The following is a 14,519-nucleotide window of genomic DNA, read 5'->3' as shown; positions in this document are numbered from 1 at the left end:
TAAGTCTTTTAAAATCGTCAAATTTTTGTTTGAGTTTTTCACCAAGGAACATAAATTTAATTTCCCCAAAATCAATCAGTACACCTATACTACCGATACATAGAAAATGATTTAGGATTGCTATATTCCTCCATCTCTTTGAGAACCGAGCTGATAGTCTCATTATCGATATTTTCTATTTCCTTGATTTTTGTTTTAATCTCCTCAATTTTTGTATTTCTCTGTCTTAGCCAATATGAGTGTAATTTAATAGCCTCAAACTTCTCAGTCTCAGTATTAGCATTATTTTTCTTTATTTGTGCCTGTTCTAATTCCTTGTATATTTCCTTAAGTTCTTGCAGTTTTTGATCGAGATGATTCGGATTTCCAGTTGTCATTTGTTGTGTCCTATCTGTGTAACTAAACTCTTTTTACACAGGGATATTATTCAATCAGGACACCTTCTAAAACCAATTTTTATTATTTTTGATGGGTTCTATTTTTTTGCATCACAACCTTGTTTACTTCACATATTTATGCGATGTAACTGAAAATTTGATATTGTTTTCCTGAAACAACTCTTTGAAAGTTCTTTCCACAATCAAGGCGCACCAGGAGCCGGATGTCACGGTGGTAATATAAATATGACTTCCATCAGCTCTTGGCGATCGCAACCATACTCTTATTTACTCCTATAATTACAGGAGCAAATATTTGACAAACAAACGAAATCCTTATGGAATGGAATCCGGAAACAAACTGGGTTTTTGAAGTCGGTCTTCTTCAATGGGAGAATGCTGAAACTTTCCCCCCTTTTCCCGATGCGGTTGAAGGATGGTTTGACGTGCAGTTGATGGATTTTTTTCGCAAAAGTAGCGTTCCAGATGAGCAAATTATCTATTTGCAAGATAAATAGGCAACGTTAGAAACTATTCGGGAAAGTTTACCCGAATTGTTATCTGAAATCGATGAAGATGACCTGCTAAGTTTGTATTTTGCCGGACGTGGCGGTTGGGATTCTGACACGGGCGAACATTACTGTTACAGCTACAACGCGCAAGCCGACGATCCGGAAACGTATTGGGTAATTTCTTCGATATTTGATGATATTGAGGAAAACTTTAATGGATCGAAAGCCTTGCTTTTGGCTGATTGCTGCTATTCCGGCGGGTCGATCGATGAAGTGAAACGTGGAGACAGGGATATTTCCTATGCTTGCGTTACCTCGTTTGTGTAGTGGCTGTAACTGCTGCTGTTTATCGTTAACTAAAGCCAAATACTTGCTTAATCGCCCCATCAACCCTAGCCAAATCCTCCCCACTCAACTCCCCACGTATCCTTACCAGCCGTTGCCGACGATCGATCGGACGAGTTTGTAAACAATCCGCGATCGATCTTTTCGCCAGTCCATTCATCGCCGATCGCTCTAGATCGATATTCGTCGAGATGCGCGCCTTTTTCTCAATCAATAATCTCCCCGCGCCGCAAACTATTCATCCGGGCCAACCCGCGATCGCACTATCCGTCAAAGCCTGCAAATCCCCATCTTCTGCATAAACCTCCGCATATAAATCCGCCGACATCTCCAACGAATCTAATTCTTGCTGCAACTTCCCCAACGCCACCCGAATCAATTCATCCCGATCCTGAAAACCATATTGTTGCGATCGTTGCACAAATGCCCACAACGATTCATCTAAACTAAACTGCGCTTGCACCATAAAACACCTCTTCCAAACGCGATATTCCCTTTTTGACTACATTTATAATTCTCTCAGAATAGTCCTAACTGGCAGAAATAGAGAACGCTGAGTTTTTCTAAAAGGCACAAAACCCTGTTTCAACCAAAATGCTTTTGCTTCCTCGTTTCTAGTATCAACTCTAATCGCCTGAAATCCAATAATTTCTTGTTCAAATAGCAAGCAAATTCGACGATAGGCATCTGCCAAAAGTTGACGGCTTACTCCTTGCCCTTGCCAGACCCGATCGATTGCAAACTGTCCTATCAAAATAGCAGGAATTGGGAAAGGGAGGGGTTGCTTGTATTCATCTGGCAATTCTTTCACAGGAATTGTTGAGGCACTAAGAGTATAGAATCCACAAACCTTTGCCTCTCCAGGTTCCACAATTATCAAAAAAGTTCTAGAAAAACCAGCTTCATCAGAGGTTTCCACTAGATTTTTCAGATAATTATTAATTTCCTCGTCTCCACAGTCAAACTCATCTCTGTGTAGAGTAGGAAAATTTTTCAGGCTACAAAATCTCCATCCCACGGTTCACTCCTGTCATATTTATCCTTAAATTCAGCAACAGTTAACTTAAGTTCTTCTGATGCTGGTGGCGGGTTATCCCATAAATTTTGTGAACTTGCGCTTTGTTTCTGAGGTGTTGGTTTTGAAAGTTGGGATTGTCCTCGAACGCCAAAACTTTCTGGCAATAACTGGTACTCGCGCTGTAGAATTAGAAAGATTAGAATGAGCTGCAAAAGAATTACGACTGTTAACAGCAGAGTTTCCATATTTTAGATCCGTAATCGCAGTTATCAAGACTTTATATGGCCGCACAGATTCCCATGATGATATAGTATGTCAATTTCACAGAAAAGTCAAGGCTTTATCACTCTTAAATTCTAATATTTCAAACAGCTAGTGAAGCGTAAATATCCCGTAGGAAATCGCCCTCGATATCTTAATCTTTGAAAAAGACCTATTTGCCCCACAAAATCTATCGAATTGCGAGTCCTGAATTACTTATGCGGGTTTTCCCCCCGATCGCCCGCCGTGAATCAACGCTACTATCAGAGATACGGGCGATCGCACCGTGACACCGCCCACAGCCACAGCCAGAATGCCAAACAATTTGAAATTAATGTTCGATCCGTGGCAATATTAAGGAATTATTAAGTTATGCGACGCGATCGCAAACAAAACTTCCCGCAGAAGATAGTCCCGCTAACCCACCGTTCCCATTTGGAGCCAACCCATCTATGATTCCCAACCATTCCTTCGAGGCTGACGAGCATTCTTGCAAACCCGACAAGCCCGAGGAAGCTTGCGGCGTTTTCGGTATCTACGCACCGGGTGAAGATGTCGCCAAGTTGACCTACTTCGGCTTGTATGCTTTGCAGCACCGAGGTCAGGAATCCGCCGGAATTGCTACTTTTGAGGGTGAAACAGTCCACCTGCACAAAGACATGGGGCTGGTTTCCCAAGTTTTCAATGAATCGAATTTAGGTCATTTGCCCGGTAACTTAGCCGTAGGGCACACTCGCTACTCTACTACCGGCTCGTCGCGCGTTGTCAACGCTCAGCCTGTGGTTGTCGAAACTCGTTTGGGAAGTCTGGCTCTAGCACATAACGGGAATCTTGTCAATACCAAAGAATTGCGGGAAGAATTGCTGGCTCGGAAGTGCGAGTTTGTGAGCACCACGGATTCAGAGGCGATCGCAGTTGCGATCGGTTGGGAAGTAGACCAGGGTAAAGACTGGCTGGAAGCTGCGATCAGTGCCTTTGCTATGTGCCAAGGAGCCTTTAGTTTGACGATCGCCACCCCCCAAGGCGTCATGGGAGTCCGCGACCCCCACGGCGTCCGCCCGCTGGTAATTGGCACCCTCCCCACAACTCCGCAACGGTACGTTTTAGCATCGGAAACTTGCGGATTAGATATTATCGGTGCTGAATTTTTGCGGGACGTACAACCGGGAGAATTAGTTTGGATTACAGAGGAAGGTATGGCTTCTTTCCACTGGAGCCAGCAGCAAAAACGCAAACTTTGCGTCTTTGAAATGATCTATTTTGCTCGACCAGACAGCATTATGGAAGGTGAAAATTTATATACCTACCGACTGCGGATCGGCCGGAGATTGGCAGTCGAATCTCCGATCGATGCTGATATAGTGATCGGTGTTCCCGATTCTGGAATCCCAGCGGCGATCGGCTTTTCTCAAGCTTCCGGCATTCCTTACGCCGAAGGATTGATTAAAAATCGCTACGTCGGACGCACTTTTATTCAACCGACTCAGACAATGCGCGAGTCAGGAATCCGCATGAAACTCAACCCTCTCAAAGATGTGTTGGAAGGAAAGCGGGTAATTATTATCGACGATTCTATCGTCCGCGGCACTACCAGCCGCAAAATTGTCAAAGCCTTGCGGGATGCGGGCGCAACCGAAGTTCACATGAGAATTTCTTCGCCCCCGGTGACTCATCCTTGTTTTTACGGCATCGACACCGACAATCAAGATCAGTTGATTGCTGCTACCAAATCCGTCGCCGAAATCGGCGAGCAAATTGGGGTTGATTCCTTGGCTTTCTTGAGTCGGGAAGGAATGCTGAGTGCGACTAACGAAGACACGAAAAGTTTTTGTTCGGCGTGCTTCACCGGCGATTATCCGATCGAGATTCCGGAAATGGTCAAACGGGCGAAGCTCATATTAGAAAAGGCTGCAACTTAAACAGTTGACAGTTGACAGTTGACAGTTGACAGTTGGCAGTTTGTAGGGGCGGTGGATGGTGCGGGCCCGCCCTCTTCGTTAACCGTTGACAGTTGACAGTTAACCGTTGACGGCTGTTAATTGCTACTTAATGCCCCATCCCTCCGCTTCGCTTCGCCCATGCCCCATGCCTCATGCCTCATGCCATAACTTCTTGTCAGAGTGTATGTAGAAATGTTACATTAACTTAGCTCTGCCATTGGCAGACTGGAGGTAGTGCCTCCAGAAAGTGCGATCTCAAATTGAAGTCGCATTTCGTACCAACAACGGACACATAGGATTTTTTCAGATAACAGGGTCGATCGCGCTAAATCTCCCCACACAAATATTCTACAAGCCAACTTGCTTGAGAATCGCGGGCGGGCGATTCATGCGAAACTAAAGAACTTTAGAAACCCTTGCAGAGTAAAAAATATGGCTCCTTGCGGGCTGAAAGTGAAAGTTAAAAGGCGGAATGCGGTTTCTCAAGTCAGCTTAAATCGGAAACTTCGTGCAATTAGATACTGTTCTCAATCAGCCGAGCAATACAAGCTCATCCTCTCGTACAAAAGAGTTACCTTTTACTCTTCAAGATGTCAAAGCAGCCATTCCAGCCCATTGTTTTGAACCCTCGGCTTGGAGATCTCTAGCTTATTTCTTTTTGGATCTTGGAATTATCGCAGGTTTATACGCGATCGCCTACAGCCTAGATTCTTGGTTGTTTTATCCAATCTTCTGGTTCATGCAAGGAACCATGTTTTGGGCATTGTTTGTAGTCGGGCACGACTGCGGGCACGGTTCATTTTCTAAGAGCAAATGGCTCAACAACCTGATCGGACACCTTTCCCACGCACCCATTCTCGTACCATTCCACGGTTGGCGGATCAGCCACAGAACCCACCACGCCAATACAGGCAGCTTGGACAACGATGAAAGCTGGTATCCAGTGTCGGAGAGCAAATACAATCAAATGCCCTGGTACGAGAAGCTAGGACGCTTTTATTTGATGTTATTTGCCTATCCAATTTATCTGTTTCGGCGATCGCCCGATCGGGTAGGTTCTCACTTCATGCCCGGTAGCCCGATTTTCCGTCCTTCCGAAAAAGCGGACGTATTGACGAGTTCCGCATCCTTGGTATTGATGGTAGCCTTTTTAGGCGCGTTAACCTATCAATTTGGTTGGCTGTTTTTACTGAAGTTCTACCTAGTTCCCTACGTAATCTTCGTAATGTGGCTGGATTTGGTAACATTCCTGCACCACACAGAAGCCGATATTCCCTGGTATCGCGGAGATGACTGGTATTTCCTCAAAGGTGCGCTATCGACGATCGATCGCGATTATGGAATCATCAATTCCATCCATCACGACATCGGCACCCACGTCGCCCACCACATTTTCTCGACAATGCCGCACTATCACTTGAAGGAAGCCACAGAAGCAATCAAGCCACTGTTGGGTGATTATTATCGCAAATCAAGCGATCCAATTTGGAAGAGCTTTATTCGCTCTTACTGGGATTGTCACTTTGTTTCCGATACAGGTTCTGGAGTTTACTACGAATCGCCTAACACTCGGAAATCGAATTAAGTTAGCAGGTTAACTTAAAATTATTTCGAGTTAAAAACCCGGTTTTCTTGAAAAACCGGGTTTTTTATATTATCGGAATTTATATATAGCCTTTCGCATTTCGGCTACCATATTTGGAGCAATTTCTTAATCTATTCATATCACATCTGGTCGATTACCATCACAAAAACCGTTCGTAGTGTGGACTTTAGTCCGCAATATACTGCGGACTAAAGTCCACACTACGAACCTTAATCAAAATTAATAAATGCTGAGAGCGCTATTTGTGTAAAAACCTAGAAAAATCTTGTTAAAGTAAGAGGACTCAGATTTTGCATCCACAGACTAGGCAGGCGAGATACTTACCTGCAAGAGGTTAATTTTTCTTGTGGGATGGGCTGGAGAACTCATCTCACCTAAAATAAGAAGAGCCAGATATCAAAAAACTCATTTAGAGGTGCTGTAAAGCCATGACTGTGGAAGAAGCACTGAAAATTTTAGATAGTGCGATCGCGCCAACTTCTCTGAGCAACATCCAAGAGATCGTATTTCGCCAATCTTGGGAAGGGCTATCTTATTTAGATATTGCCGGTAGCGCTGGCTATGATGCTAGTTATATAAAAGATGTGGGTTACAAGTTATGGCAACTACTCAGTCAAGCACTTGGAGAAAAGGTTACTAAAAGCAATCTTCAAGCAGTAATAGCGAGGCGATCGCGTCAGGTATCCGTAGAATCCTCCAGCACAGAGATACAAAAAATACAGCCGCTGCAACAGCAAATTCAACAACAAGAATTTTCTACACACCGCCATTGGGGAGAAATCGTTGATGTCTCCGCATTCTACGGACGAAATCAGGAATTAGCGCGACTGCAACAATGGATTGTGAGCGACTCCTGCCGTTTGGTTGCCTTGATTGGAATGGGTGGAATTGGCAAAACGTCACTGGCTGCAAAAATCGCGATCGCACTTCAGAATAACTTTGACTTCGTGATTTGGCAATCCTTACGCAACGCGCCACCACTTGAAGATGTATTGTTAAATTTGATTCAAATCATTTCAGAGCAGCAAGAAACTGCACTCCCGACATTGCTGTCGGATCAAATTTCTCAACTAATGCGATATTTACGTGCCTCGCGCTGTCTTTTAATCCTCGATAACCTTGAGGCAATTCTCGGCAGTAACGATGGTGCAAAATCTCCCACAAATTTATCCAGCCCAGAAGCACAAAGACAGGCAGGATGCCAGCCAAACCAGAGTTTTTCTACAGGTACAGTAGAACAATATCGAGCAGGTTACGAGGGATATGGGGAACTTCTGACACGAGTGGGAAGCGAAAGCCATTCTAGTTGTCTGCTATTAACAAGTCGGGAAAAACCCACAACTTTGATGCCGTTGGAAGGCGAAAACTCACCTGTGCGAACCTTACCCTTAATCGGCTTAAGTTCCGAGGAAGTCCAAGATATTTTACAAGCCAATGGGTGTTTTTCCACAACAGAAACCGATTGGGTAAATTTAACTCAACATTATTGCGGAAATCCCCTAGCCCTCAAAATTGTCTCCACAACCGTGCGAGATTTATTTGATGGTAATATTACCAACTTTTTGGATCATGGAGCGATCGCGTTTGGAGATATCAATATTCTGCTCGACGGGCAATTCCGTCGTTTGTCCGACTTGGAAAGGCAGATCGTGTATTGGCTGGCGATCGATCGAGAATGGATAACGCTTGCCGAGTTACGGGCGGATTTTGTTTCTCTCCCTTCACAATCTAAACTGCTGGATGCTCTGTTATCTCTCAGAGGGCGATCGCTGATCGAAAAAAATGCCGGACAATTCACCTTGCAACCTGTGGTGATGGAGTACGTTACCGAACAGTTGATCGAGCGATTCGAGCGGGAAATTCAGTCGCAGAATCTAGATTTATTCATAACCCACGCCCTGATTAAAGCCGAGGCTAAAGATTACGTCAGAGAAAGCCAAACTCGCTTAATTTTAGCACCGCTTGCCGAACGACTAATCGGCGAATACCGCTCTAAGAAAGAGGTTGAATATCAACTAAATCAGGTTTTGTTTCAGATGCGATCGCAATTTCCCAACTCAGCGGGCTATGCGGGTGGCAACTTGATTAACCTGTTACTTCAATTGAAAATAAATTTAAGCGACTATGATTTCTCGTACTTGAGTATCTGGCAAGCTTATCTGATTGGTACAAACTTGCATCGAGTGAACTTTGCCAATTCCGATCTATCTAAATCCGTTTTTACCAGCAATTCAAATGGGGCTGTATCTGTTGCCTTTAGCTCCGATGGTAAATTTTTGGCAGTCGGCAATGCGGATGGTAAGATTCGAGTTTGCCGAACCCAAGATTATCGAGATTTTCTCACCTGTGAAGGACACACCAGTTGGATTGCTCGTGTTGCTTTCAGTCCCAACAATCAAACTTTAGCAAGTGCCTCTTTTGACCATACCGTCAAGTTATGGGATTTGGCTACTGGTGAGTGTATTCAAACATTAACAGAGCATACCGGATGGGCGGATTCTGTTGTATTTAGTCCCGACGGTCGAACCTTAGCTAGTGGTAGCTGGGACTGCACAATTAAGTTGTGGGATGTGGCAACGGGTGAATGTTTAAAGACTCTTCAGGGCCATACCAATTTTGTAACCTCGGTGATTTTTAGTCTCGACGGTAAACTTTTAGTCACTTGTAGTTACGACAAAACTATAAAATTGTGGCGGATTGAAACAGGGGAAATTATTAACACATTGCAAGGGCATACACACATCATTCGGTCGATCGCTTTTAGTCCAGACAATCAAACTCTGGTCAGCGGCAGTTGGGATGGTACTGTTCGCTTGTGGGAGATTTCTACAGGACAATGTTTAAAGATTCTGCGGGGACATACCGATCCTGTTGCAGGAGTCGCATTTAGTCCCGATGGTTGCGCGATCGCCAGTGCGAGTTATGATTGCACAGTTCGACTCTGGGATGTTGCAACTGGACTGTGTTTCAAAATTATGCAGAAACACTGCGGTTGGATTTGGTCGATCGCATTTCACCCGCAAGGTCATACTCTGGCAAGTGGTAGCTTAGATTGCACCGTCACCCTCTGGAATCGGGAAACAGGAGAATCATTCAGGACGCTGCACGGCTACAGTGCTGGGATTAAATCGCTGGCTTTTAGTCCAAACGGGCAGTTATTAGCCAGCGGTAGCGATGACACAACACTCAAATTATGGGATGTCCAATCTGGTGAGTGCAGCAAAACACTCCAAGGACATACAAATTGGGTTTGGTGGGTTGCCTTCAGTCCAGATGGTCAAATGCTTGCTAGCAGCAGTAATCGGGGCATTATCCGCTTGTGGGATGTCGCTACAGGTCAATTGCTGCGGGTAATGCAGGGGAGTACAAGCATTCCGAATGTCGTGTTTGCCATTAGCTTCAGTCCAGACGGTCGCAGGTTGGCAAGTAGCGATAATGCTCATACTCTCCGATTGTGGAACCTTCAGACTGGTGAATGCTGCCAAATTTTGTCAGATAATTGTCGTGCTTGGTCAGTTGCTTTCAGTCCAGATGGCACAATTTTAGCCAGTGGCAGCGATGATAGACTGGTGAGATTGTGGGATGTGCGTTCTGGGGAATGTTTCAAAACCCTTTCAGGTCATACCAGTTTGCTGTTTTCGGTTGCTTTTAGCCCAGATGGCAAGATGCTGGCAAGTAGCGGTGACGATAAAACGATAAAACTGTGGGATGTTGAGTCGGGAGAATGTCTGAAAACCTTGCAAGGTCACGCAGCTTTAGTTTGGTGCGTGCGGTTTAGTTTAGATGGGCGAATTTTGGTCAGCGGCAGTCACGATAAAACAATTAAGTTGTGGGATGTTTGCTCGGGGGAATGCGTCAAAACCATCCAGAACTATACATCTGAAGTTTGGGCGATCGCAATTTCCCCCGATGGTAAAACCATAGCCAGCGGCAGCGCCAATGGAGCTATTAATTTGTGGGAAATGGAGACGGGAGAATCTGTTGGAAATATGCGATCGCCCAGGCTTTATGAAGGCATGAATATCGCTGGTGTCACGGGTATAACCGATGCTCAAAAATCTACACTCAAGGCGCTCGGAGCAGTGGAGACTGGTAATAGTTATTAGTCAGATCGTGTCATTTTTTTGTTGTAGTTATTATCAATTCAATTCCGGTAACACCGGAACGATCGAAACGGAGGACACAGCAATACCCAAATACCCATTGGTGTCAACTTAAGATTAAAACCTTTCAGAAATCTCGTTTTTATGCTAAGTCTAGATCCCCCTAAATCCCCCTTAAGAAGGGGGACTTTGAGTAACCTCTTGTCCCCCCCTTCTTAAGGGGGGCTAGGGGGGATCTGGATTTAATAGTCAAACAGCAGTTTATAACTTGGTTTAATGTTAAGTTTACACCAATGAGCAATACCGTGTCCCTACCCCGATCGATTGTAGGGAAACGGCACTGCCGTGTCCCGATCTCGGGTAATATTAATTTCGATGCGCTTCATCTGTCAACTGTTTATATCATGTCTGCCTAATTAATGTCCCACTACCGCTAAGGACTCTCGAACCGATCGCGCAGAAACCGCAGACATAGATAGTAGCTTCACCCGATCGCAATCTGCACTCGCCCGATCGGGAAATGTACCCGATCGAATCGCTTCCCATAATGCGATCGTTGCGGGTTCTGGTTCGGTGGCTAATTCTTGTTCTAGAATCTGACAGCAGCGATCGTACTGCTTCAAAGCAGCCGTGCGCCGCCCGCACTGTGCCAAAATCCGCATCAAACATTGATGGGCTGATTCATTCCAGGGTTCTAGTTCAAGCTGCCGTTGAGCGTAATGTTGTGCTTTTTGATAGTTATGCTGGTGTTCGTAGTGTGTGACAAGTGCCATACAGGCGTTGACAACAAAGTCGTGGAAGCGTTGGCGATTCAGCATCACCCATGCTTCAAAGGCTTCGCTATCTGGAAGTTGAATTCGATCGAGAAATGCTCCCCGGTACAAACCAACTGCTTGTTCTAAATCAGACACGCATTCTCGATCGAGTTCACCACCGGCATGGCAATGTTCGCTTGCTCGATTCCCTACGGGATAGCTTCGCCGCGCGTGCAATTGAGTCAATATAGCGACATCAGACGTATGCTCGCCCGCAGGATTAAACTGAATCGTATTGCGCGTGGTGAGAAATAGCGGTGAGTGAACCGTCGAATCTTCTAGCAGATGGCGGAGAGTGCACAAGGCTTTGCGAAGATTGCTGCGAGCGTTTGACTCGCAACGATCTGACCACAACAACGCAGCCAGAGAATCGCGGTGATGCGGATAGCTTGATTCGATCGCTAAATAAGCAAACAGCGCCCGCACTTTCTCATAGGGGAAATTCAGGATTGGCTGCCCGTTCACCATTACTTGCATCTGTCCGAGCAATGCTAACGCTAATCGAGTCATAATATTGTGCCTCTTACAAAAACTTAATTGAGTGAATAGTGTGCGATCTCGATCGATTCCCCGAACTTAAATTGTGCGTTTGAGTCAGTTATCTTTGCTGGATATACCAATTCTAAAAACTTTTGCTACACTCTGCATATTTGGCTTTCTTGCAGGCAATCAAGCTACTCTTTTTACTGTTGCATGAGTTTGAGAAAATAGGATTAGTATCAGCGGGTTTATTTGACCTGATAAACCCAAGTTAAACGAATGCACTGACAATGCCAGCCAGAAAAAGTCATAAAAAGTCGTATGTATTCATTCAGGAGCGTAGAAAGTACCCACAGCGGTACTGAAGAAAAAGATGATATTTATAAAATTGCAGAGTTTGGCAATGGGAGCCAAGCTCAGCAAAGCTAGAAATTTTTACCAATTCACGATCGATTCACGCTGCTGTGGACGATGCGTAGACGATGCCTTGTTAGGGTCTACACATGACTGGATCAACCACAAAAAGGAAACCCAACATGGATATTACAGGTACTAACGGCAACAACAATCTTCTCGGCTCTTTACAAGCTGATACAATCAGGGGACTTGGAGGAAACGATTTCATTCAAGGTCTTGACGGGGACGATCGCATCTTTGGTGATAACGGTGGTGCTGCCCTGCCTAGCGATGGTAACGACACAATCTTTGCTGGAAACGGAAATGATAACGTCCAGGGTAATGGTGGGAATGACGTACTTTTCGGTGGTACTGGCAACGATCAGTTGAGTGGTGGCCAAGGCAACGATGTCTTGAATGGCGAGGCGGGCTCAGATTTCCTAACGGGGGGATTGGGCAATGACACCTTGAATGGCTTCGGCAATCAATCTGGTGCTCAAGTTGACGATCTTTTAGGTGGAGGTGGTGCAGATACCTATGTGCTTGGCAATTTCTCCACTGCTTTCTACACTGCATCCAGCCAATTCGCGATTATCCGAGGTTTTGCAGCGGGTGAGGGCGACAAGATTCAGATTAAGGGCAGTCTGTCTCAATACACGGTAAGGAAGGATCGCGATCTTCAACTGGGGGGCAGCGCATTTGACACGGAGATTCTGTTAAACGGAAACCGGATTGCTGTTATTCAAGACACGATCAATGTGCCTAATTCCTCGTTCTTTAGCGTTTAGGAATCTGCTCGAAATAAAGCATCCATAATCGAGTCATGCAGGGTGCATGACGCCATATAACACACCAACATATAGCGTTTTGTAGGGGCAATCCACTCGTGGTTGCCCCTATTTCTTTGATAGTTGCGTCCAGAATTGACCGATTACCAATTGCCGATTACCAATTACCAATTATTACTTGAAATTCTTAACTTTTTAAGCTAATAGCAGTTGCGATCGTCCACGCATCCACCAACAGCAACAACAGCGTACATAAAAGTAAAATAAGATACATCCAAGGCTGAGACAAAGGGCGAACATCTCTAGTATCAATGCCTGTTTTTGCTTCCACCAAACGCACTAATTTAGCAAATCCAGCCACTCGCATCGGTAGCAAATAACCTTCACCCGCATGACTCAAAAAATAATAAACAAGCCCTCCTTGACCGGTCGATCGAGGTTTAAGAGCCTTCACCTCAGTCCAAGGAAGATTCCAACCCCTGCGAAACACGCGCGGAAACCAGTTCGGATAGGTAACTTCAATCCCCTCCTCGCTGAGGATTACCCGTTCGCTGAGCACGCCGTAAAGGCCCGCTGCGCCGATCGCAATTGCCGCCCAGAGTGCAGCGGGCGGAACGGGTGCTTTCGTTACTTCCGACAAAAACGGCAACGGAATACTCAGGGCGAAGTACAAACTCAACAGCGTGATTCTAATCAGCGGAGAAAGCCGGAATACTGCCGGCTCAAATACTGGGGGGGAAGATGGCGAAAGTGCGATCGGTTCTGCTGACATGGGTAAACAGTTGACAGTTGACAGTTGACAGTTGACAGCGAAGTGATAAGAATGGAGATTTAAACTCCGTTCTTATCAGAATCTGCCGACCTGAGTAAGGGCTTCAAACCTGCTATTCGGTGAAATTTGATAAGCTGTTTAATGCTATTTTCGCACAACTGTTAGGCTGGTGAACCAAACTCAGGCAAATATGCAAAACATGACTGTATTTGCAGTGTTGAGTGTCGAGCTAAAATTCTATTCAGAAACTTTGATTCTTAACTGTTGAGTTTTTACCGCTTTGCAAGAGTTGGAATCTTGAGTACCCAGTTATCAATTAACTGACAATTTATAACTCAAAACTCACAACTTATGTTAATCAACGGCTGTTAATGCGGGTACTGTCAAAGGTTCTGAGATTTCTCGGGATTTGGGGCGGCCGGCCGTCATGGTGCGATCGCCCTGAGCTGGGCCTCGGGATCTGCTAGGATTGACACTTGAATAAGGGCCTTCGTTAATCTGCAAGCGATCGCAAGGAATTTTATCCGACAAAATTGCACTGGCCATCATTCCGGTGTGAATTTCCAATGCTGCGGCCCGCATCGCTTCAAACACTAGACGCTGTCCGGGAAACACCACTCGTTCAAAATACCAGTTAGGAATGTTGCAGATGCGAGCAATCTGAATTTGACTCGTGGCGTTGACGTAGCAGCAGAGAATTTTGCTGTCGGCGTCTGAGGGTACTGGGTCAAGAATTTGAGCCATAAATGCTGAGGGGCTTTGCCTAAAAGTTTTAGTTATCTTCTCAGGCTAACATTTTGCGATCCCGACCTACTGTAAAGCCGACTACCAACTGAATAACAGATGAGAGACCGATCGCACCTCATACTTGTCTTTACCAAAAAAAATATGAGATTTTTGACTTTTTCCTGCCATTTTAGGTCAATATACGCTGTATTTGCTCATAAATTAACTTTTTGCTGCTGCGATCGCCCATCGACACCCACCAGCTCACCCTTAAGCCTCTTAGCAAAATTTAAAAATATTTAATATTAAATTGCGAAAATTAGATTGAATGTAAAGTTATATTAAAAGAATATAAACATAGTTAAAAAAGCTCCACATTA

13 protein-coding genes are annotated in these 14,519 nt (G+C 45.0%); 6 read left to right on the top strand and 7 right to left on the bottom strand.

The window, feature by feature from the left end; all coding sequences use genetic code 11:
- Window positions 1-89: 89 nt before the first annotated feature.
- Window positions 90-377, bottom strand: coding sequence for a hypothetical protein (locus QZ918_RS25365; RefSeq protein ID WP_293339837.1), 288 nt, complete (start codon window positions 375-377; stop codon window positions 90-92).
- A gap of 338 nt (window positions 378-715) precedes the next feature.
- Here QZ918_RS25365 and QZ918_RS25360 point away from each other — a divergent pair, with 338 nt between their 5' ends.
- Together QZ918_RS25360 and QZ918_RS25355 are read left to right on the top strand one after the other, a co-directional pair.
- Window positions 716-895 (top strand): hypothetical protein, encoded by a 180-nt coding sequence (locus QZ918_RS25360; RefSeq protein ID WP_293339835.1) that lies wholly within the window; start codon window positions 716-718, stop codon window positions 893-895.
- A 36-nt stretch (window positions 896-931) separates the two neighbouring features.
- Entirely contained in the window at window positions 932-1,216 is a 285-nt protein-coding gene (locus QZ918_RS25355) for a hypothetical protein (RefSeq protein ID WP_367275443.1), read from the top strand.
- A gap of 25 nt (window positions 1,217-1,241) precedes the next feature.
- Here QZ918_RS25355 and QZ918_RS25350 read toward each other — a convergent pair whose 3' ends face one another.
- The 3 genes from QZ918_RS25350 to QZ918_RS25340 are packed head-to-tail and all read right to left on the bottom strand — an operon-like array spanning window position 1,242 to window position 2,252.
- Window positions 1,242-1,448, bottom strand: a complete 207-nt coding sequence (locus QZ918_RS25350) for a type II toxin-antitoxin system PemK/MazF family toxin (protein WP_293339832.1) — start codon at window positions 1,446-1,448, stop codon at window positions 1,242-1,244.
- A gap of 24 nt (window positions 1,449-1,472) precedes the next feature.
- Window positions 1,473-1,700: a hypothetical protein gene (locus QZ918_RS25345; protein ID WP_293339829.1), complete on the bottom strand. Its 228-nt coding sequence runs from the start codon at window positions 1,698-1,700 to the stop codon at window positions 1,473-1,475.
- 42 nt (window positions 1,701-1,742) lie between these two features.
- The gene (locus QZ918_RS25340) at window positions 1,743-2,252 is read right to left on the bottom strand and encodes a GNAT family N-acetyltransferase (protein ID WP_293339826.1); all 510 of its coding nucleotides are present in this window, start codon (window positions 2,250-2,252) and stop codon (window positions 1,743-1,745) included.
- Between the two features lie 713 nt (window positions 2,253-2,965).
- Between QZ918_RS25340 and purF the strand changes: the two genes are divergently transcribed.
- The 3 genes from purF (at window position 2,966) to QZ918_RS25325 (ending at window position 10,165) form a co-directional block, all read left to right on the top strand.
- On the top strand, window positions 2,966-4,432 hold the full coding sequence (gene purF, locus QZ918_RS25335; protein WP_293339823.1) for an amidophosphoribosyltransferase: 1,467 nt from the start codon (window positions 2,966-2,968) through the stop codon (window positions 4,430-4,432).
- Window positions 4,433-4,961: 529 nt separating this feature from the next.
- On the top strand, window positions 4,962-6,038 hold the full coding sequence (locus QZ918_RS25330; protein ID WP_293339820.1) for a DUF3474 domain-containing protein: 1,077 nt from the start codon (window positions 4,962-4,964) through the stop codon (window positions 6,036-6,038).
- A 449-nt stretch (window positions 6,039-6,487) separates the two neighbouring features.
- A complete protein-coding gene (locus QZ918_RS25325; protein WP_293339817.1) occupies window positions 6,488-10,165 on the top strand; it encodes a WD40 domain-containing protein in 3,678 nt (1,225 codons plus the stop codon).
- Between the two features lie 413 nt (window positions 10,166-10,578).
- Here the strand turns inward: QZ918_RS25325 and QZ918_RS25320 are convergent, their stop codons facing one another.
- Window positions 10,579-11,487 (bottom strand): AfsR/SARP family transcriptional regulator, encoded by a 909-nt coding sequence (locus tag QZ918_RS25320; RefSeq protein ID WP_293339814.1) that lies wholly within the window; start codon window positions 11,485-11,487, stop codon window positions 10,579-10,581.
- Between the two features lie 506 nt (window positions 11,488-11,993).
- Here QZ918_RS25320 and QZ918_RS25315 point away from each other — a divergent pair.
- On the top strand, window positions 11,994-12,641 hold the full coding sequence (locus tag QZ918_RS25315; protein ID WP_293339811.1) for a calcium-binding protein: 648 nt from the start codon (window positions 11,994-11,996) through the stop codon (window positions 12,639-12,641).
- Window positions 12,642-12,828: 187 nt separating this feature from the next.
- Here QZ918_RS25315 and QZ918_RS25310 read toward each other — a convergent pair whose 3' ends face one another.
- Both QZ918_RS25310 and QZ918_RS25305 read right to left on the bottom strand, forming a co-directional pair.
- The gene (locus tag QZ918_RS25310) at window positions 12,829-13,413 is read right to left on the bottom strand and encodes a hypothetical protein (RefSeq protein WP_293339808.1); all 585 of its coding nucleotides are present in this window, start codon (window positions 13,411-13,413) and stop codon (window positions 12,829-12,831) included.
- A gap of 354 nt (window positions 13,414-13,767) precedes the next feature.
- Window positions 13,768-14,157 carry a DUF1830 domain-containing protein gene (locus QZ918_RS25305; protein ID WP_293339805.1) on the bottom strand — a complete coding sequence of 130 codons (390 nt, stop codon included), beginning with the start codon at window positions 14,155-14,157 and terminating at the stop codon, window positions 13,768-13,770.
- Between the last annotated feature and the right edge of the window lie 362 nt (window positions 14,158-14,519).

Source organism: Microcoleus sp. CAWBG58, from assembly GCF_020883045.1.
In the GTDB taxonomy this organism is placed as follows: Bacteria; Cyanobacteriota; Cyanobacteriia; order Cyanobacteriales; family Microcoleaceae; genus Microcoleus.
This window is presented reverse-complemented; position numbering and strand designations above follow the sequence as displayed.